This window comes from Agrobacterium sp. SORGH_AS_0745, assembly GCF_030818995.1.
Taxonomy (GTDB): domain Bacteria; phylum Pseudomonadota; class Alphaproteobacteria; order Rhizobiales; family Rhizobiaceae; genus Agrobacterium; species Agrobacterium tumefaciens.
In genome coordinates this window covers 665,001-685,055 of record NZ_JAUTBI010000001.1, presented here as the reverse complement: position 1 = coordinate 685,055, position 20,055 = coordinate 665,001, and the positions used below count along the sequence as shown (strand labels likewise).

General features: G+C 58.7%; 15 protein-coding genes. 9 read left to right on the top strand and 6 right to left on the bottom strand.

The features are described 5' to 3' along the window. Positions 1 to 104 precede the first annotated feature (104 nt). Entirely contained in the window at positions 105 to 680 is a 576-nt protein-coding gene (locus tag QE432_RS03020) for a PRC-barrel domain-containing protein (RefSeq protein WP_004432071.1), read from the top strand. Between the two features lie 100 nt (positions 681 to 780). On the opposite strand, the gene galE is transcribed toward QE432_RS03020, so the two are convergent. From galE to QE432_RS03000, 4 genes are all read right to left on the bottom strand, one after another. Then, entirely contained in the window at positions 781 to 1,764 is a 984-nt protein-coding gene (gene galE / locus QE432_RS03015) for a UDP-glucose 4-epimerase GalE (protein WP_004432073.1), read from the bottom strand. A gap of 198 nt (positions 1,765 to 1,962) precedes the next feature. Continuing rightward, positions 1,963 to 2,400: a hypothetical protein gene (locus tag QE432_RS03010; RefSeq protein ID WP_004432075.1), complete on the bottom strand. Its 438-nt coding sequence runs from the start codon at positions 2,398 to 2,400 to the stop codon at positions 1,963 to 1,965. Positions 2,401 to 2,409: 9 nt separating this feature from the next. Beyond that, positions 2,410 to 2,754 (bottom strand): DUF883 family protein, encoded by a 345-nt coding sequence (locus QE432_RS03005; protein ID WP_004432077.1) that lies wholly within the window; start codon positions 2,752 to 2,754, stop codon positions 2,410 to 2,412. Between the two features lie 67 nt (positions 2,755 to 2,821). Then, complete coding sequence (locus QE432_RS03000) at positions 2,822 to 3,055, bottom strand: hypothetical protein (protein WP_004432079.1); 234 nt, start codon at positions 3,053 to 3,055, stop codon at positions 2,822 to 2,824. On the opposite strand from QE432_RS03000, the gene nspC reads away from it, so the two are divergent. Both nspC and QE432_RS02990 read left to right on the top strand, forming a co-directional pair. Next, entirely contained in the window at positions 3,054 to 4,151 is a 1,098-nt protein-coding gene (gene nspC / locus QE432_RS02995) for a carboxynorspermidine decarboxylase (RefSeq protein ID WP_004432082.1), read from the top strand. The two genes, QE432_RS03000 and nspC, sit on opposite strands and share 2 nt — an antisense overlap. Before the next feature lie 59 nt (positions 4,152 to 4,210). After that, positions 4,211 to 5,449 carry a saccharopine dehydrogenase family protein gene (locus QE432_RS02990; RefSeq protein ID WP_004432085.1) on the top strand — a complete coding sequence of 413 codons (1,239 nt, stop codon included), beginning with the start codon at positions 4,211 to 4,213 and terminating at the stop codon, positions 5,447 to 5,449. Positions 5,450 to 5,570: 121 nt separating this feature from the next. Here the strand turns inward: QE432_RS02990 and QE432_RS02985 are convergent, their stop codons facing one another. Continuing rightward, complete coding sequence (locus QE432_RS02985) at positions 5,571 to 7,418, bottom strand: DEAD/DEAH box helicase (protein ID WP_004432087.1); 1,848 nt, start codon at positions 7,416 to 7,418, stop codon at positions 5,571 to 5,573. A gap of 390 nt (positions 7,419 to 7,808) precedes the next feature. On the opposite strand from QE432_RS02985, the gene QE432_RS02980 reads away from it, so the two are divergent. The 6 genes from QE432_RS02980 to clpB all read left to right on the top strand — a co-directional run bounded on the left by QE432_RS02980 (position 7,809) and on the right by clpB (position 17,705). Continuing rightward, a complete protein-coding gene (locus QE432_RS02980) occupies positions 7,809 to 9,086 on the top strand; it encodes an aspartate kinase (protein WP_004432098.1) in 1,278 nt (425 codons plus the stop codon). A 176-nt stretch (positions 9,087 to 9,262) separates the two neighbouring features. Next, complete coding sequence (ptsP, locus tag QE432_RS02975; protein WP_004432101.1) at positions 9,263 to 11,530, top strand: phosphoenolpyruvate--protein phosphotransferase; 2,268 nt, start codon at positions 9,263 to 9,265, stop codon at positions 11,528 to 11,530. 28 nt (positions 11,531 to 11,558) lie between these two features. After that, entirely contained in the window at positions 11,559 to 12,641 is a 1,083-nt protein-coding gene (gene prfA / locus QE432_RS02970; protein WP_013762139.1) for a peptide chain release factor 1, read from the top strand. Then, positions 12,638 to 13,507: a peptide chain release factor N(5)-glutamine methyltransferase gene (gene prmC / locus QE432_RS02965; protein ID WP_111802419.1), complete on the top strand. Its 870-nt coding sequence runs from the start codon at positions 12,638 to 12,640 to the stop codon at positions 13,505 to 13,507. The genes prfA and prmC overlap by 4 nt, the downstream gene beginning before the upstream one ends. Before the next feature lie 395 nt (positions 13,508 to 13,902). After that, the gene (locus QE432_RS02960) at positions 13,903 to 14,709 is read left to right on the top strand and encodes a DUF4167 domain-containing protein (RefSeq protein WP_004432110.1); all 807 of its coding nucleotides are present in this window, start codon (positions 13,903 to 13,905) and stop codon (positions 14,707 to 14,709) included. 371 nt (positions 14,710 to 15,080) lie between these two features. Further along, on the top strand, positions 15,081 to 17,705 hold the full coding sequence (gene clpB, locus QE432_RS02955) for an ATP-dependent chaperone ClpB (RefSeq protein WP_065702986.1): 2,625 nt from the start codon (positions 15,081 to 15,083) through the stop codon (positions 17,703 to 17,705). A gap of 68 nt (positions 17,706 to 17,773) precedes the next feature. On the opposite strand, the gene QE432_RS02950 is transcribed toward clpB, so the two are convergent. Further along, on the bottom strand, positions 17,774 to 19,720 hold the full coding sequence (locus QE432_RS02950; protein ID WP_013762143.1) for a M23 family metallopeptidase: 1,947 nt from the start codon (positions 19,718 to 19,720) through the stop codon (positions 17,774 to 17,776). Positions 19,721 to 20,055 lie beyond the last annotated feature (335 nt).

The following is a 20,055-nucleotide window of genomic DNA, read 5'->3' as shown; positions in this document are numbered from 1 at the left end:
CCATTTCAATGGTCAGCCCGTTTGCAAAGCGAACCGGTCATGGAGTGGAAAGCGAAACTCGTCACCGCCCGGCCAGTCGAAAACGATGAAAGGAAGGTACGAAAATGGCAAAGAAACTTACGATACTCGTCACCGCCGCCCTGATGGGCACGACGGCTTTCGCGCCGCTTGCCATCGCTCAGGGTACAACCCAGCCAGCACCGGCAAATCCGAGTGCTCAGACCGAACCGGCAACGCCTCCCGCCACCCCGATGGCGCCGGCGGCTCCTCTGGCCAATGATAGCGCGGCCGCGACGACGGGCGGTGCTTACATCACCCAGCAGGGCGAAACGCAGATCAGTGCCAATGATTACATCGGCAAGTCGGTTTATACCGCAGCCGACGAGAGCATCGGTAACGTCACCAACCTCATCATGGAAAAAGACGGCGGTCTCGTCGCAGCCGTGATTGGTGTCGGCGGTTTCCTCGGTATAGGTGCCAAGGATGTCGCGGTGCCTATGGACAAGGTAACGATGACCCGCAACACGCAGGACGGCACCATTCGCCTGACGACGACCGAAACGGCGGAAACGCTGAAGGCTGCTCCGGAATTCAAGACGCTGGAACAGCAGGCCAGCGAAAAGAGCGCGGCAACGCCTGCAGCTCCGGACAGCACCACCACGTCCGCCACCAAGCCCTGATCCCCTTACCTGGGAGGCAGGAGCGGGATCGACCTCAACAGGCGTCCCGCGAGAGACACCGGCCATTGGCCGGTGTCTTTTTGTTTTAAATTGCGTTCGCTCAGTCCCCGGCGTTGCGCGAGGAATGCCAAGCCCAGGCGGATTTGATGATATCAGACAGGGAATAACGCGGCTCCCAGCCCAACACCGCCTTTGCCTTGTCGTTATTGGCGACAAGGGTGGTGGAATCGCCATCGCGGCGGTCGGTATATTCCACCGGGAAGGGGCGGCCGGATACGTCCGAAATCGCAGCCAGCAACTCCTTCACAGTCGTGCCGGTGCCGGTGCCAAGGTTGAGTTCAACCGTTTCACCGCCCGCCAGCAGATAGTCCACTGCCCGCACATGGGCGTCGGCAAGATCGAGAATATGGATGTAGTCACGCACGCAGGTGCCGTCGCGGGTGTCATAATCCGTGCCGAACACCTTGAAGCCTTGACGCCGACCGAGTGCCGCCTCGATGGCGAGCGGGATTGCGTGGGTTTCCGGCTTGTGCCATTCGCCGATGCGGCCTTCGAAATCTGCACCTGCGGCGTTGAAATAGCGCAGCATCACCGAGCGCAGCCCCTTATAGGTGCTGTAATCCTTCAGCGCCTGCTCGACTACCCATTTGGTGCGGCCGTAGGGGTTGATCGGCGCCTGACGGTGCGTCTCGTCAATCGGCACCTGTTCCGGCAAACCGTAGGTGGCGCAGGTGGAGGAGAAAACAAATGCCGTGACCCCGGCATCGATGGCGGCAGACAGCAGGTTGAGCGAACCGATGACGTTGTTGTCGTAGAAGGCCACGGGTTGCTTTACCGATTCGCCGACTTCAATCAGCGCCGCAAAGTGGAGTACGGCCTCCGGCTGGTGCTTGGCGAAAACCTCGTCCAGCCGCGCGCGGTCGCGAATATCGCCCTGCTCGAAGGGTCCCCAGCGGACGAATTCCTCATGTCCATTGGACAGATTGTCGAAAACGACCGGTTCATATCCCCGCTCAGACAGGAGAAGGCAGGTATGCGAACCGATATAGCCGGCACCGCCGACGACAAGGACTTTCTTCTTCATCAATCGCCTTTCAGAAAAAAAACGGGACGTGCGGGAGACTGTATTTCACTTTGTTCAAATAAGGGCGGCGTGGCACTGAGCACCATCAACCAGTCTATCCATCGCGGGTAACATAAAAAAAACTGCGCATCCATGGTCCGGATGCGCAGCAGCGAATGAGAGTTTGACGAAGAGCCTTAAACGCGCCTGAAGGCGTGCCTATTTCTTTTTCCTGGTGTTGGCTCTGGTTGCCAGAAAGCCGGCAGCCATGGCAACGGCGAGCGTCGCGTAGGGGCGCGCCTGGATCGCCAGCGTCAGGAGCGATTGCAGCGCCAGAGGTGCTGCGGTCAAGGGAGCCGCCGTCAAGGATGCGACGGGTCGTCTTGCGGCATAGGCTCTCGGACGTTTGACGATCGCAAGCGCCACCAACATGATGACACCAAGCAGAAACGCCGTACCGGCTACGACAAGCGCGGCCGGCCCTGCGCCGACATGCCGGGCCAGATAGATGGACCCCGCCACGACAGCAGCTACGAAGGCGATCAGGAAGAATATCCCGGTCAGCACCCAAAGGATTATCGTGGCGCGCAGGCGCCGTGTCACGACGCGTCCTTCACGCTGGGTGTCTCCCAGATAGACCAGCAATGCCTCAAGCATGATGCAGCCTTATCGACGTGTGAGGAGGGCGAGCACGAAACCGACACCAACGGCGATGCCGAGGGACTGCAGCGGGTTCTTCTGGACCTGATCCGTCAGATTGTCGTTCAGCGAGGAAATTTCGTTGCGAACGCTGTCGGCCATCTCGCCGGAAGCGGTCAGTGCGTCGTCGGCCACGCGGGCGGCCTGCGCCTTCAGTTCATGCGAGGCTCCAACGCCCAGCGCCTTAACGCTCTTGGCAAGATTTGCCAGATCTTCGCGAAGTTGGGCAAGCTGTGCTGCCACATCGGCTGCATCGCCGTTTTCGAGGGATTGCTGGATCTTGTCGTTGACGCTGCTACGCACGCTTGCCATGGGTGAAGTCCTTCCTGGAACATCGTTGATGGAAATGGCGTCAGGTCAAAAAGACTGCCGCCGCGGATCAATGCCGACGCTTACGAACTTTCGTTGCGGCAGCCGTAAACCCGATTGTCCGCCATTCAAACGCGCCGATGCCCGCTTGGTTCCGCGGCTTGGCGAGTTTTCTCCCGCGGATTTTGCGGCGGGGGCAATTTTCCGGGAATTCGGTGCCGGACATTTGTTTTCCTGTAACAAGCATCATATAAGGCCCATCATCCAGACGGACCTTGACTTCAATCAATATGTGAAAAGCCATGCTTCAGACGCCCTATTACCTCATCGACAAGACAAAACTTCTTCGCAACATGGAGAAGATTGCCTATGTGCGGGAAAAATCCGGCGCCAAGGCGCTTCTGGCGCTGAAGTGCTTTGCAACATGGTCGGTTTTCGATTTCATGTCGCAATATATGGACGGCACCACCTCGTCGTCACTTTATGAAGTGCGTCTGGGCCGCGAGAAATTCAGTGGCGAAACCCACGCCTATTCCGTCGCTTATGCCGACTACGAAATCGACGAGGTGATTTCGAACGCGGACAAGATCATCTTCAATTCCATCAGCCAGCTTGAGCGCTTTGCAGAAAAGGCCTCCGGTATCACCCGGGGTCTGCGCCTCAATCCGCAGGTCAGCTCTTCGAGCTTCGATCTTGCCGATCCCGCACGTCCCTTCAGCCGTCTCGGCGAATGGGATGTCGCCAAGGTCGACAAGGTCATGGACCGGATCTCCGGCTTCATGATCCACAACAATTGCGAAAACGGCGATTTTTCGTTGTTCGACCGCATGTTGACGCAGATTGAAGAGAAATTCGGATCGCTCCTGTCGCGTGCGGAATGGGTCAGCCTCGGCGGCGGCATCCATTTTACCGGCGACAACTATCCGCTCGACCAGTTCTGTGATCGCCTGGCGGCCTTTTCGGAAAAATACGGCGTTCAGGTCTATCTTGAGCCCGGCGAAGCGTCGATCACCAAGAGCACGACGCTTGAAGTGACGGTTCTCGACACGCTGTTCAATGGCAAGAACCTCGCCGTCGTCGACAGCTCCATCGAAGCGCATATGCTCGACCTCCTGATCTATCGCGAAACCGCCAAGGTTTTGCCGAACGAGGGCGAACATCCCTACATGGTCTGCGGCAAATCCTGCCTTGCGGGCGATATTTTCGGCGACTTCCGGTTCGACAAGGAGCTGAAGGTCGGTGATCGTATCTCCTTTGAGGATGCGGCCGGCTACACCATGGTCAAGAAGAACTGGTTCAATGGCGTGAAGATGCCGGCGATTGCCATCAAGGAACTCGACGGCAGCGTGCGTGCCGTTCGCGAATTCGACTTTGCCGATTTCGAGCAAAGCCTGTCTTAAACCCTGTTTTAACATGAAACGAAGCTGATCCCTGCGGGGAAAAGGAGGCATCACCTGAAATGAAGAAGAACGTTCTGATCATCGGCGCCGGTGGCGTAGCACAGGTCGTGGCGCATAAATGCGCCCAGAACAGCGATGTATTGGGAGACATTCATATTGCGTCACGGACTTTGGAAAAGTGCCGCAAGATTGTCGAGTCCGTACGCGAAAAGAAGAGCCTCAAGACAGATGTGAAACTTGAGGCCCATGCGCTTGACGCGATGGATATCGAGGCGACGAAAGCCTTGATTACGAAAACCGGCGTAGAGATCGTCATCAACGTCGGTTCGGCTTTCGTCAACATGTCCGTTCTTCGTGCCTGCATGGACACGGGTGTTGCTTATATGGATACGGCGATCCACGAGGATCCCACCAAGATTTGCGAGGCGCCGCCGTGGTACGGAAACTACGAGTGGAAGCGCGCTGCCGAATGCAAGGAAAAGGGCGTAACGGCACTGCTCGGCGTCGGTTTCGATCCCGGCGTGGTCAATGCCTATGCCCGCCTTGCCAAGGATGAATATTTCGACAAGGTCACCTCGGTCGATATCGTCGATATCAATGCCGGCAGCCATGGCCGCTGGTTCTCCACCAACTTCGATCCGGAAATCAACTTCCGCGAATTCACCGGTGTCGTCTATTCCTGGCAGAATGGCCAGTGGCAGACGAACCAGATGTTCGAGGTCGGCCAGGAATTCGATCTGCCGGTTGTCGGCAAGCAGAAGGCCTATATGACCGGCCATGACGAAGTGCATTCGCTATCCAAAAACATGGATGGCGCCGATGTGCGCTTCTGGATGGGCTTCGGCGATCACTACATCAACGTTTTCACCGTGCTGAAGAACCTCGGTCTTCTCTCCGAAAAGCCGGTCAAGACTGCCGAAGGTCTGGAAGTCGTGCCGTTGAAGGTGGTCAAGGCCGTATTGCCGGATCCGTCTTCGCTTGCACCCGACTATGTCGGCAAGACCTGCATCGGCGATGTCGTCAAGGGCATCAAGGATGGCAAGGAACGCGAAGTCTTCATCTACAACGTGGCCGACCACAAGGAAGCCTACGAGGAAGTTGGATCGCAGGGCATTTCCTACACCGCCGGCGTTCCTCCGGTCGCTGCCGCCATGCTGATTGCCACCGGCGAGTGGGATGTGAAGCAGATGGCCAATGTGGAAGAACTGCCACCGCAGCCTTTCCTGAACCTTCTGAACAAGATCGGCCTTCCAAGCCGTATCAAGGACGAAAACGGCGACCGCGTCCTGACGTTCTGATCCATCAAGACAATAAAAAGCCCCGCAAAAGCGGGGCTTTTTTTGTGATGAAGTTTGCCGGTTACTTGGCATCATCCTCGGCCTTAAGCCGAGGATTTACCGCACGGTAATGACCCGCGCATCAGCCCTTTGCCGGCTTCGGTCCGCGCTTTTCGAAAGGCCGGTCCTTCTTGCCTTCGAATTTGGGCTTGTCGCCGAAAGTCTTTTTCTTTTTCCAGGGCTTGTCGTCGCCCTTGCGGTCGTCGGCTGCGCCGCCAGCATTATTGGGTTTGTTGAACTTCCGCTGGGCCGTGGCCGGGCGGGTGTCCTCGCGAACACTGCCAGTCATTTCCGGCTTGCCTTCCAGCGCCTTCAGACGAATGCCCTTTTCGAGCATCATGTCCTTGCCGATGGCGGAGGTGAAACGATCGACGGCATCGGCCGCCAGTTCCACAAAGGTCTCCGTCTGCTGCATGCGAATGGCGCCGATATCCTGACGGGTGATCTTTCCGAAGCGGCAGAGCATGGGGATGAGCCAGCGGGGTTCGGCGCTCTGCTTGCGGCCCACCGAAAGCGAAAACCAAGCGCTGTCGGAAAAGTCGGAACGTTCGCGGCGCGGCGCGTCGTTTTCAGGGGTTTCGAAGCTGTCGCGGCGCGGTTTGCGAGTATTGTCCAGCGCGACTTCGGTGATGTCTTCCGGGGCGGAACGTCCGGCGTGGTAAAGGCGCACGAAGGCGGCTGCTACTTTTTCCGCGCCATGCTGCTCGAGCAGCTGCTTGACGAAATCACGCTCGTCATCGGCCACGGCCTCGGTGAGAGCCGGGTCGGCCAGGAGACGGGCGCCGTCGCGTTCAACGATCTCTTCGACCGAAGGCGGGCGAACCCATGCTGCGCTGACCTTGGCACCTTCCAGAAGGCGTTCGGCCTTGCGGCGCTGGTTGACAGGCACCACGATGGCGCTGACGCCCTTTTGCCCGGCGCGGCCGGTACGGCCGGAACGGTGGAGAAGCGTTTCCGAATTGGTCGGCAGGTCGGCGTGGATAACCAGTTCGAGACCAGGCAGGTCGATGCCGCGTGCAGCAACGTCAGTCGCCACGCAAACCCGGGCGCGACCGTCACGCATTGCCTGAAGCGCATGCGTGCGTTCGTTCTGGGTCAGTTCGCCTGAAAGCGCCACGACGGAAAAGCCGCGATTGTTCAGACGGGCCGTCAGATGGTTTACGGCCGCACGTGTGGAGCAGAAAACGATGGCGTTGCGGGCTTCGTAAAAGCGCAGCGCATTGATGATGGCGTTTTCGCGGTCGGAGCCAGTCACCAGCAAGGCGCGGTATTCGATGTCCACATGCTGCTTCTGTTCTGAAGCGGTGGCGATGCGAACGGCGTTCTTCTGGTAGCTTTCGGCAAGCTTGGCGATGCTGCGCGGAACGGTGGCCGAGAACATCAGCGTGCGGCGGTTATCCGGCGATTCTTCCAGAATGAATTCCAGATCTTCGCGGAAGCCGAGATCGAGCATCTCGTCGGCCTCGTCCAGTACCACGGCGCGTAGCGACGACAGATCGAGCGCGCCGCGCTTGATGTGGTCGCAGAGGCGGCCGGGGGTGCCGACGATAATATGCGCGCCTCGCTCCAGTGCGCGTCGTTCGCTGCGGATATCCATGCCGCCAACACAGGACGCGATCGATACGCCAGCGAATTCATAAAGCCATTCCAGCTCGCGCTTGACCTGCATGGCCAGTTCGCGGGTTGGCGCAATGGCGAGTGCCAGCGGCGCGGAAGCCTGGCCGAAACGGGTGTTTTCCGACAGTAGCGTGGTCGCGAGCGCAATGCCGAAGGCAACTGTCTTGCCGGAGCCGGTCTGCGCGGAAACCAGCGCGTCCTTGTCGGCGAGTTCCGGCGAAAGCATGGCCTTCTGCACGGGGGTCAAATCTTTGTAGCCGCGTTTTTCCAACGCCTGCGCGATCGCCGGGGCGATACCCTGGGTGTCTGTCATCTACCGTCTTTCGGATATGAAGCTGCCTGCATCCGCCCGAAACCAATAGGTCCTAAAGTCTCCGGGGCAGCCGATGCAGGCCATTACGGCCATCTGGCCGGTTGCATTGCCGCGCTCCATACTGCGAATAGGCCCGTTTGTACAGTGCACTGCGGTACGCTCTTTCACAACGCCGCATGCGGTCGCCCATTCCATCCCGACATCTTCTTTCGCCGGGGCTATAAAAAAAGGCGTACCGCATGGTTCATAAACGGCATTGCGTGCCCCCCGCCTTTTCGCTAAGAGACCCGCAACTTTAGGCTCTTTATCAAAAAAAGAGCCGACTGGGTTTGTTCTTGTCCGCACCTGAAAAACGGCTGGCGGAAAAAAGGGATGGTACTGGTCAAGGCTATGGCTCGCATTGTCATGAAATTCGGCGGCACGTCCGTCGCGAACCTCGAACGCATTCACAATGTCGCACGGCATGTGAAACGCGAAGTGGATGCCGGCCATGAAGTGGCCGTGGTCGTTTCCGCCATGTCCGGTAAAACCAACGAGTTGGTGGACTGGGTGCAGAATGCTGCAAAGGTAGCTGGCGCCAACGCCGCCTCCTTTTACGATGCGCGCGAATATGACGCGGTCGTTGCATCCGGCGAGCAGGTGACATCGGGTCTTCTGGCGATCACGCTGCAATCCATGGGCATCAATGCGCGCTCATGGCAGGGCTGGCAGATTCCGATCCGCACAGACAATGCACATGGTGCCGCCCGCATTCTCGAGATTGACGGTTCGGATATCGTTCACCGCATGGGCGAGGGCCAGGTTGCCGTTGTTGCCGGTTTCCAGGGCATCGGCCCGGATAACCGCATTGCGACACTCGGTCGCGGCGGTTCGGACACATCAGCCGTTGCCATCGCCGCCGCCGTCAAGGCGGACCGTTGCGATATCTATACCGATGTCGATGGCGTCTATACCACCGATCCGCGCATCGAGCCCAAGGCTCGCCGCATGAAGAAGATCGCTTTCGAGGAAATGCTCGAAATGGCGTCTCTCGGTGCGAAGGTTCTGCAGGTTCGCTCCGTCGAGCTTGCCATGGTACACAAGGTGCGCACCTTCGTTCGCTCCAGTTTCGAGGATCCCGATGCGCCGGGCATGGGCGACCTCATCAACCCGCCCGGTACTTTGATTTGTGACGAGGAAGAAATCGTGGAACAGGAAGTCGTAACCGGCATCGCCTATGCCAAGGATGAAGCACAGATCTCGCTGCGCCGCGTGGCCGACCGTCCGGGCGTCTCCGCCGCGATCTTCGGGCCACTGGCCGAAGCGCATATCAATGTCGACATGATCGTGCAGAACATCTCCGAAGATGGGTCGCGCACCGACATGACCTTCACCGTTCCTTCTGGCGACGTTGCCAAGGCTCTGCGCGTTCTGGACGAGAACAAGGCCCAGATCGGCTTCGACGTTGCGCAGAACGAGACCGGCCTTGCCAAGGTTTCGGTCATCGGTATCGGCATGCGCAGCCATGCCGGCGTTGCTGCCAGCGCCTTCAAGGCGCTTGCCGAGAAGAACATCAACATCAAGGCCATCACCACCTCCGAGATCAAGATTTCGATCCTGATCGACGGTGCCTATGCCGAACTGGCCGTTCGCACTTTGCATTCTGCTTACGGTCTCGATAAGAACTAAGTTCGAGACATCGGTTCCCGATGCTCCGATTCTTCGGGGTTGCGTTTTTCCGATGTGGCGTTTCATGAAAGCGTGTCCCTTGCGGGACGCGCTTCTCGCGCTATAAATTTTTTAAATGACGTTTTGATTCTCGAATATTATGACATTCGGATCGGAAGCGTCGGGGAGCAAACGCGATGAGAGACCTTTCTGCAGGTCCGCGCGTCCTGCTAAAGCGGCTGCGCGAAATGATGGCGGAGCACCTTGAGCCGCAGGACCGTCTGGACCAGATCGTCCGTCAGATAGCCAGCAACATGGTGGCGGAGGTTTGCTCGGTCTACGTGCTGCGTTCCGACAGCGTGCTGGAGCTTTACGCTACCGAAGGTCTCAACAAGGATGCCGTGCATCTTGCCCAGCTGAAAATGGGGCAGGGTCTTGTCGGTACCATTGCCGCTTCCGCCCAACCTCTCAATCTTTCCGATGCGCAGGCGCATCCGGCTTTCCGCTATCTTCCTGAAACCGGTGAGGAAATTTATCATTCCTTCCTCGGCGTGCCGATTTTGCGCTCCGGTCGCACTCTTGGCGTTCTTGTGGTCCAGAACAAGGTCAGCCGAACATACCGGGAGGATGAAGTTGAAGCGCTCGAGACAACCGCGATGCTCATCGCTGAAATAGTGGCGAGCGGTGAATTGAAAAAGATCACCCGCCCCGGTGTGGAGCTGGACCTGACGCGTGCCGTTTCCATTGATGGCGATGCTTATGGCGAAGGCATCGGTCTTGGTCATGTCGTGCTGCATGACCCCCGAATCGTTGTCACCAATCTGCTGAATGAGGATGCCGATACCGAAATCCTGCGTCTTGCCGACGCGATCGGTTCGCTGCGCCTGTCGATCGACGACATGTTGCAGCGCCGCGACGTCCCGACCGAAGGCGAGCATCGCGAGGTTCTTGAGACCTACCGCATGTTCGCCCACGATCAGGGCTGGGTGCGGCGCATGGAAGAAGCTATCCGCAACGGCCTGACGGCGGAAGCTGCGGTCGAGAAAGTGCAGAGCGACACAAAGGCGCGCATGATGCGCCTGACTGATCCCTATCTTCGCGAGCGCATGCATGATTTCGACGATCTCGCCAACCGGCTGCTGCGCCAGCTGATCGGTTTCGGCGGTCGAAGCCCCGAGCATGATTTTCCACTGGACGCCATCGTTCTGGCGCGCGCCATGGGTGCCGCCGAATTGCTGGATTACCCGCGTGAGAAATTGCGCGGCCTGGTGCTCGAAGACGGTGCGGTGACGAGCCACGTCGTCATCGTGGCGCGCGCCATGGGCATTCCGATCATCGGGCAGGCGACGGGCATCGTCGCCCTCGCTGAAAATAACGATCCCATCATCATCGACGGCGATGACGGCCAGGTGCATTTGCGCCCGATGTCGGATTTGCAGCGCGCCTATGAGGAAAAGGTGCGCCTGCGTGCCAAGCGCCAGGAGCAGTTCCGCGCGCTTCGCAATGTCGAGCCGATCACCAAGGATGGCCAGAAGGTCAACCTCAAGATGAATGCGGGCCTTCTCGTAGATCTGCCGCAGCTCGAGGAATCCGGCGCCGATGGCATCGGCCTGTTCCGCACCGAGCTGCAGTTCATGATCGCCTCCAACATGCCCAAGGGCGAGGAGCAGGAAGCGTTCTATAGGTCCGTCTTGCGGCAGGCCAAGGGCAAGAGCGTTACCTTCCGCACGCTGGATATTGGCGGCGACAAGGTCGTTTCCTATATGCGCGGCCAGGAAGAGGAAAACCCGGCGCTCGGCTGGCGGGCGATCCGCCTGTCGCTCGACCGCCCGGGTCTGATGCGCACGCAGATGCGCGCGCTTCTGCGTGCTGCCTCAGGTGCTGAACTACGCATGATGTTGCCGATGGTGACGGAGGTTTCCGAAATCCGCGCGGCGCGCGATCTGCTTCAGAAGGAAGTGCAGCATCTTTCGAAATTCAGCCATGCGCTTCCGAAAAAGCTGCAATTTGGTGCGATGCTGGAAGTACCTTCGCTGATGTGGCAGCTCGATGAGCTGATGCAGGAAGTGGATTTCGTCTCCGTCGGTTCGAACGACCTGTTCCAGTTTTCGATGGCGGTCGATCGCGGCAATGCAAGGGTTTCGGATCGTTTCGACAATCTTGGCAAGCCGTTCCTGCGCATTCTGCGCGATATCGTGCGCGCTGGCGAAAAGCACCACACCTCGGTCACGCTTTGCGGCGAAATGGCAAGCAAGCCACTTTCGGCCATGGCTTTGATCGGCCTTGGTTTCCGTTCGGTTTCCATGTCGCCGACGGCGATTGGTCCCGTCAAGGCCATGCTTCTCGGGCTTGATGCCGCGAGCCTTGCCGATGAGCTGAACGCTGCGCTCGACGATCATAATTCGCTGGAAAGCGCGCGCGAGGTGTTGTTACGCTTTGCCGCGACGCATTCCATTCCCATTTAAAAGACCTGTTTCATAATCGGAGTGACTGGTGGCGAAGCTTCCCGTCGAAAAAATGCGCGAGTTGGAAAGGCGTTTCGGAGAGATCGAAGCGCGGATGTCGGCTGGTCCGGCAGCGGATGTCTATGTGAAGCTGGCTTCGGAATATTCCGAACTTGAGCCGGTGGTGAAAAAAGTCCGCGAATACGAAAAGGCGGTCTCCGAGGCCGCCGATCTGCAGGCGCTGCTTGCCGACAAGACGACCGACAAGGACATGCGCGATCTGGCGGAAATGGAGCTGCCGGAGGTCGAGGCCCGAATCGGCGAGCTTGAGAAGGAAATGCAGGTCCTGCTGCTTCCCAAGGATGCGGCGGACGAAAAAAGCGCCATCCTCGAAATCCGCGCCGGCACGGGCGGATCCGAAGCGGCACTTTTCGCCGGCGATCTGTTTCGCATGTATGAGCGCTTCGCTTCAGCCAAGGGCTGGAAAGTTGAAGTTCTTTCCGCAAGCGAAGGCGAGGCGGGCGGTTACAAGGAAATCATCGCCACGATCAGCGGGCGTGGGGTGTTTTCCAAGCTTAAATTCGAATCCGGCGTGCACCGCGTGCAGCGCGTGCCGGAAACAGAAGCGAGCGGCCGCATCCACACCTCGGCAGCCACTGTTGCCGTGCTGCCGGAGGCGGAGGATATCGATGTCGAAATTCGCCCGGAAGACATTCGTATCGACACGATGCGCGCTTCGGGCGCAGGCGGCCAGCACGTCAATACCACTGACTCCGCCGTTCGCATCACCCATCTTCCGACGGGTTTGATCGTTACCAGTTCTGAAAAGTCGCAGCACCAGAACCGCGCCAAGGCCATGCAGGTTCTGCGTTCGCGTCTTTACGACATCGAGCGCCAGAAGGTGGAAAGCGAGCGTTCAGCCGACCGCAAGAGCCAGGTCGGTTCCGGCGACCGTTCCGAGCGTATCCGCACTTACAATTTTCCGCAGGGGCGGGTCACCGATCACCGCATCAACCTGACCCTCTACAAGCTCGACCGGATGATCGAAGGCGAGATCGACGAGCTTGTCGACGCGCTGATTGCTGATTATCAGGCCGGCCAGCTTGCCCAGCTTGGCGAACAACAGCTTTGAGTGGCGGCGCTGACGGGACCGTTTCGACCGAGCTTGCCGCAGCCCGCAAACGGCTGCAGGCGGCGGGCATCGCCGATCCGCTGCTTGATGCGCGCCTGCTGGTCGCCGACGTTACCGGTTTTTCACTGACCGATTTCGTGATGAAACCGGACCATCCCGTCACCCGGGAAGAAAGCGCCCGCATTGCCGCCATGGTCGAAAGGCGCGCAGGCGGAGAGCCAGTTCATCGTATTCTCGGCCACCGCGAATTTCACGGGCTCGATCTTCTTTTATCGACGGAGACGCTCGAACCCCGCCCGGATACGGAAGTTCTCGTCGATACGCTGTTGCCTGCGTTGAAAAAAATTGTTGCCGACAAGGGCAGTGCGCGCATTCTGGATCTGGGTACGGGCACGGGTGCGATCTGTCTGGCGCTTCTCAAGGAATGTCCGGAAGCAACTGGCGTCGGCAGCGATATCTCCGCCGATGCGCTGGAAACCGCAGCGAAAAACGCTGCCCGAAATGGTCTCGCCTCGCGTTTTGAAACCGTGCGTAGCGACTGGTTCAAAAAAATCTCTGGCAGGTTTGACATAATTGTGTCGAATCCGCCTTATATAAGAAGTGACATCGTCACAACGCTAGACCGAGAGGTTCGCCATCACGATCCGATGGCGGCGCTGGACGGAGGTCAGGACGGCCTTGCACCGTACCGCCTCATCGCTGCCGACGCAGGCCGCTTTCTTGTGGAAAACGGGATTGTCGGTGTGGAGATCGGTTTCGATCAAAGGCTTGATGTTTCCGCTTTATTTGCTTCCCACGGCTTCTCTCTTCTCGACGCCGTGAAGGATTATGGCGGCAACGACAGAGTTTTGACCTTCCGGAGATAGTTGTTCGCGATACGTCTGCGGATTATTTGCAAGGATATTTTGCACAGCAAAAGAAAAGGCTTGGATTTCCGCATGAAGCGGGATAGTTTGCCGCCACATGCCGGGTGGCTGAGGACGAATTTAGATTCGTCAGGGTATGGGTCAGTCCCGAAGCGGGTTCTTTTGAGAACCCTGAAGGCTGGGCGTTTCCGGCATGTGAATCAGTAAACTTTGTTCGCAGGTGGCTCGTTGCAGCATTTTGCGCGACCGGTCGTCATACGCGGGGTCTTGTCTGGGGTTATCTCCAGCAGGGCGCGTAATGGAGCAATTTCAGGAAAAGTTTCCAGCGGTTTTCCGCCCGGAATTGCATGAAAATAACCAGATTGTCAGCAAAACAGAATTCAGGTGAGCAATTGATGAGGCCAGGACAGCAAAACAAGCGCGGCCGGGGGCGTGGAAGCAACAACAACAATAACAATGGTGGCGGTAACAACAACAACTTCAACCGCAAGGGCGGTAACCCGCTCACCAGGACTTATGACAGCTCCGGTCCCGATGTTAAAATTCGTGGCACAGCCCAGCACATAGCGGAAAAATACGCCACCCTTGCGCGGGACGCGCAGAGTGCTGGCGACCGTGTGATCGCTGAAAACTATCTGCAGCACGCTGAACACTACAATCGTATCATCGCCACCGCTCAGGCCCAGATGCAGGAGCGTTTCCAGCGCGACGACCGTGGCGAATACAATGCTTCGGATGCCGACGATATGGATATGAACGACGGTGACGATGGTGCACCGCAGCAGCAGTTCGAACAGCCGGAACGGGTTCAGCAGCCGGAGCGCCAGGAACGGCAGGAGCGCACCGAGCGTTCCGAGCCGCGTCAGGAACGTCGTGAGCGCCCGGACCGCCGTGAACGGCAGGAGCGCCAGCCGCGCCAGCCGCAGGCTTCGGACGAACGGCAGCAGCCGGTATACGACGCCAGCCAGGCGCCTCAGCCCGTCATCGAAGGCACGCCTATGGAAGTGGCCGTCGAGGAACAGCAGCAACAGACGGAAGCGCCAGCGACTGAACGCGCACCAAAGGCACGCCGCGCCACTGGCCCACGCCCGCGTCGCCCGCGCCGCGCCGCAACCGCGGAAGGTGCTGAGGGTGCCGAAGGCGGAGATACGCCAGCCGGTGATGAGGCAACACCTGCCACGCTCGAAAACGCTGCTGAATAAGCAGGGTTTTCAAAATACCACGCGATTGAAAAAACTCCGGCTTGCCGGAGTTTTTTTGTTTTTGGGGTCGGGTGTAAAAGCTTGGGCGCTTTTCGAAGGGGGCAATCGCGGCAAACAGTCGTGACGTTTATCAAGTCCGGCTAAAATTTCCCCGGCAGTCGTTTTCCTCCCCTTTAAACCGATGAAAATGCCTCCCATATTCGTGCGGTAAGGACGGATGCCGCATGCAGCGGTAACCGCCCATCAAGAGGCGGCAATCGTGAAATCTGTAAAACGCGACTGCCGTAGCGGGGCTTGCCTTTGAGGGAGCCTCAACCCAAACACCCGGATCCGTGCCGAAAGCGGGCGGGCCGGTATATGGAGGTTCGACTATGAATATTGAAAAATACTCCGAGCGCGTTCGCGGTTTTCTGCAATCGGCGCAGACGTTTGCGCTTGCGGAAAATCACCAGCAGTTTTCTGCCGAACATGTGCTGAAAGTTCTGCTTGATGACGAGCAGGGCATGGCGGCATCGCTGATCGAGCGGGCTGGCGGCGACTCCAAGGAAGTGCGTCTGGCCAACGATGCGGCACTGGCGAAATTGCCCAAGGTTTCCGGCGGCAATGGCGGCCTTTCCCTCACGGCTCCACTTGCGAAAGTGTTCTCGACTGCGGAAGAACTCGCGAAGAAGGCTGGTGACAGTTTCGTCACCGTCGAGCGTCTTTTGCAGGCGCTGGCGATCGAAAACTCTGCTTCCACCTCGGCGTCCCTGAAAAAGGGCGGCGTGACGGCGCAGGCGCTCAATCAGGTCATCAATGAAATCCGCAAGGGCCGCACGGCTGACAGCGCCAATGCCGAACAGGGCTTCGACGCGCTGAAGAAGTTCGCGCGCGACCTGACGGAGGAAGCCCGCGAAGGCAGGCTCGACCCGGTGATTGGCCGTGATGACGAAATCCGCCGGACAATTCAGGTGCTTTCACGCCGCACCAAGAACAATCCCGTGCTGATCGGTGAACCCGGCGTCGGTAAAACGGCGATTGCCGAAGGTCTTGCGCTGCGCATCGTCAATGGCGATGTGCCCGAAAGCCTTAAAGACAAGAAGCTTATGGCGCTGGATATGGGTGCGCTGATCGCTGGCGCGAAGTATCGCGGCGAGTTCGAGGAGCGTCTGAAGGCGGTACTGAACGAAGTGCAGGCGGAAAATGGCGGCATTATCCTGTTCATCGACGAGATGCACACGCTGGTCGGTGCCGGCAAGGCCGATGGCGCCATGGATGCGTCCAATCTGCTGAAGCCCGCTCTTGCCCGAGGTGAACTGCACTGCGTTGGCGCCACCACGCTGGATGAATATCGCAAGCACGTGGAAAAGGATCCTGCCCTTGCCCGTCGTTTCCAGCCGGTTCTCGTAGATGAGCCGACCGTTGAGGACACGATCTCGATCCTTCGCGGCCTGAAGGAAAAATACGAACAGCACCACAAGGTCCGCATTTCGGATTCGGCCCTGGTTGCAGCTGCAACGCTTTCCAACCGTTACATTACCGACCGGTTCCTGCCCGACAAGGCAATCGACCTGATGGACGAAGCCGCTTCGCGCCTTCGCATGCAGGTGGATTCCAAGCCGGAAGAACTGGACGAACTGGATCGCCGGATCATTCAGCTCAAGATCGAACGCGAAGCCTTGAAGCAGGAGACGGATCAGTCATCCGTCGACCGCCTGAAGAAGCTCGAGGACGAACTGGCCGACACCGAAGAAAAGGCCGATGCCCTGACGGCCCGCTGGCAGGCGGAAAAGCAGAAGCTGGGCCATGCCGCAGACCTCAAGAAGCGGCTGGACGATGCCCGCAACGAACTGGCAAGTGCCCAGCGTAACGGCCAGTTCCAGCGCGCCGGTGAATTGACCTATGGCATCATTCCTGGCCTCGAAAAGGAACTGGCTGCAGCGGAAGCGCGTGACAGCACCGGTGCTGGCTCGATGGTTCAGGAAGTGGTGACGGCGGACAACATCGCCCACATCGTTTCCCGCTGGACCGGCATTCCTGTCGACAAGATGCTGGAAGGCCAGCGCGAGAAGCTGCTGCGCATGGAAGACGATCTTGCCAAGTCCGTGGTCGGGCAGGGCGAGGCCGTTCAGGCCGTTTCCAAGGCGGTTCGCCGTTCGCGCGCCGGTCTTCAGGATCCGAACCGGCCGATCGGCTCGTTCATCTTCCTCGGCCCGACGGGCGTGGGCAAGACCGAGCTGACCAAGTCGCTCGCCCGGTTCCTGTTCGACGACGAGACCGCGATGGTTCGCCTCGACATGTCGGAATTCATGGAGAAACACTCCGTTGCCCGGCTTATCGGTGCGCCTCCCGGCTATGTCGGTTACGAAGAGGGCGGTGCGTTAACGGAAGCGGTTCGCCGCCGGCCCTATCAGGTCGTGCTGTTTGACGAGATCGAGAAAGCGCATCCGGACGTGTTCAACGTCCTGTTGCAGGTGCTGGATGATGGCCGCCTGACGGATGGTCAGGGCCGCACCGTCGATTTCAAGAACACCATCATCATCATGACTTCGAACCTCGGTTCGGAATTCATGACGCAGATGGGCGACAATGACGATGTGGATTCGGTTCGCGACCTGGTGATGGAACGGGTCCGGTCGCATTTCCGGCCGGAATTCCTCAACCGTATCGACGATATCATTCTCTTCCATCGCCTGCGGCGCGACGAGATGGGTGCGATCGTGGAGATCCAGCTCAAGCGCCTCGTCTCGCTTCTGGGTGATCGCAAGATCACGCTCGAACTGGATGAGGATGCCCGCAACTGGCTTGCCAATAAGGGTTACGATCCGGCCTATGGCGCACGTCCGCTGAAGCGGGTGATCCAGAAGACGGTTCAGGACAGGCTTGCCGAAATGATCCTCGGCGGCGAGATCCCGGACGGGTCGCGGGTCAAGGTGACCTCTGGCACCGACCGGCTGCTTTTCAAGGTCAAGCCCCCAAAGGGTGAGGCCGAGACTGAAACCGCTGATGCGGCATAAAACGAAAGGGCTCCGGTAACGGAGCCCTTTTTCGTATAGCGGTCCCTCTGGTCACGAGGCCCGGCGGACTAACGGCTCGCCACCTGATTGGGTTTTTCTTCGATGTTGAGTAGATTGTCGATCCGCTTTCTCTCGTCGGAGAACCGCGCGAGCGCTACGCCGGAAAGCGATTTGCCGCCAGGCAGACGCACTTTCATCGCGTCCACTTTCGTGCCGTTAACGATCAGCTCGTAATGCAGATGCGCGCCGGTCGAAAGGCCGGTCGAACCGACATAACCGATTACCTGGCCCTGCCGGACCTTTGAACCCTCGGTGACACCCTTGGCGATGGCGCTCTGGTGGTTATAGGAGGAGACGTAGCCATTGGCGTGGCGGATCAGGGTCTGGTTGCCGTAACCGGAGGCCCAGCCGGCCTTTTCGACAGTGCCGTTGCCTGTCGCGATTATCGGCGTGCCGCGGGCTGCCGCCCAGTCGGTGCCGGTATGCATGCGGCTGAATTTCAAAACCGGATGGCGGCGCATGCCGAAACCTGATGTCATACGACCGTTCGGAACCGGGTTGCGCAACAGGAACTGCCGGATGCTCTTACCGTTCTCGTCGAAATAGTCGATGCTGTTATCGTCCGGGTTCTGGAACCGGTAAAACCGCGTCTCGTTATCGCCGAACTTGGCGTTGACGTAGAGCAGTTCGGACTTGTCCGTCGCCTTGCCATCCGCATCTTCCACGGAGAAGAAGGCCTCCAGCGTATCTGCCGGTTTCAACTGCGCCTGAAAATCGACGCTGCTGGCCAAAAGCTTGATGAGCTGGGAGACCATGCCCTGATTCATGCCATAGGCCAGAGCCGCCCGGTAAACGCCATCGTAGACGCTGGGCAGATCGCGGCCGGCGGCCGGTGCCGGGGTGCTGTCAAAGGCCGTCGCCACCGCGTCGAGCTTCGGCGGTTCGCTGGCCTTGATGAAATTCTTGCGATCGTCTACGGCCATGGTGACCATGTGGCGACCCTTGCGGTAAAGGCTTACGCGTACGATGTCGCTTTTGTCGTCTTCCTGAATAATGCCGACGCGGAGCACATCGCCGCTTTCGACATTGTTCGACTGGAGTTGCGGTGACAACAGGCCAGCGATTTCGGAGGATTGCGCCTTCGAATAACCCGCGCCGAATAAAGCGGCTTCGATGGTTTCGGTCTGGCGGGCAGGGATAACGTCGTCGGCATATTCCTTGACCGGAACCGAGGGCGATTGAGGGGTCGAAACCGACATATTCTGTTCGACGACACGGGCGGCAAGACCGGCGGTGATATCGACATCACCCTCATCATTATCGAAACGACGGGGGTCGATGTAATAGAGCGCTGCAAGCTGCTCGTTACCATCTGTCAGGATCGAGCCGTTCGAGCGCACTGCCTCCTCCACCTCGTCGAAGCTCAGGGAGCCGGCGAAGGGATACTTGGAGTGCTGGATAGGAAAGGCGACCGTTTTCAGGCTGACTTCGGATTCGACCTCGGAGCCGTAGATTGTGCCCGTGCGGCTCGGCGCCGGCGCCGGGGCGTCCTTGTCGTCACCGCTTGCGAAAATGTTCAGGGGATCGAAGGCGGGATAATCGTCCTGTTTGGCGTAGTTGGACGCCAGCGGAATTTTGACGTGGGAGAAGGGAACCTTGCGGACCACTTCCTTGTCGCCCTCGTTGATAACGGTGGAGACTTCCATGATCGACCGGTCCGAGGGCCGGGCCGCAATATTGGGCGCAACGAGGCGTGTGCCGCGGCGTGCCGCTTCCGCGGTATTGTTGCCCATATCCGCCTTGGCGAAGGCCTCGGCCGGAATAGCAAGCTGCTGGCGGCCATCGAGAGCTGCAAACAGCGCAACACCCATCAATATGGAAGAGGTAATGCCGGTAAGGAACGTGCCGGAAAGCCATCTGAGCGAAATCTCACGGCGATCGGGTGCACGGCGCCCTTCCGCCAGAATTGGCGGTTCCGTGCCTAGCGACCGGATCACGTTGCGATCCGCAGTCATACTAGCTGTGCCCCGTGGGTCATGCGCTCTCCAGAAACTTCAGGCGAAGGTGTGCAACTTTCAAAGCCGTGAGTCAAATTGATCGGCACCCTCAATAGATCTGCCGGCAACAGGCTCGCGCGCGTGCCCGCATTAACGTTTTGTTGGCAAAGCAATTAGCGAGGAGTCGGGCCAAAACAAGGCGCAGCACCATTCATATGGGTTCAGGCTGCATTCCCTTGCTGAAAATCGGTCCGTTGGTGGAGGCCAATGGGAGGCATAATCTCGAAAAATCAAAACTCTCCTTTAAAATCAATGCTTTGAATGTTTTTTTTTTAGAATTTGTATTTTGGTGT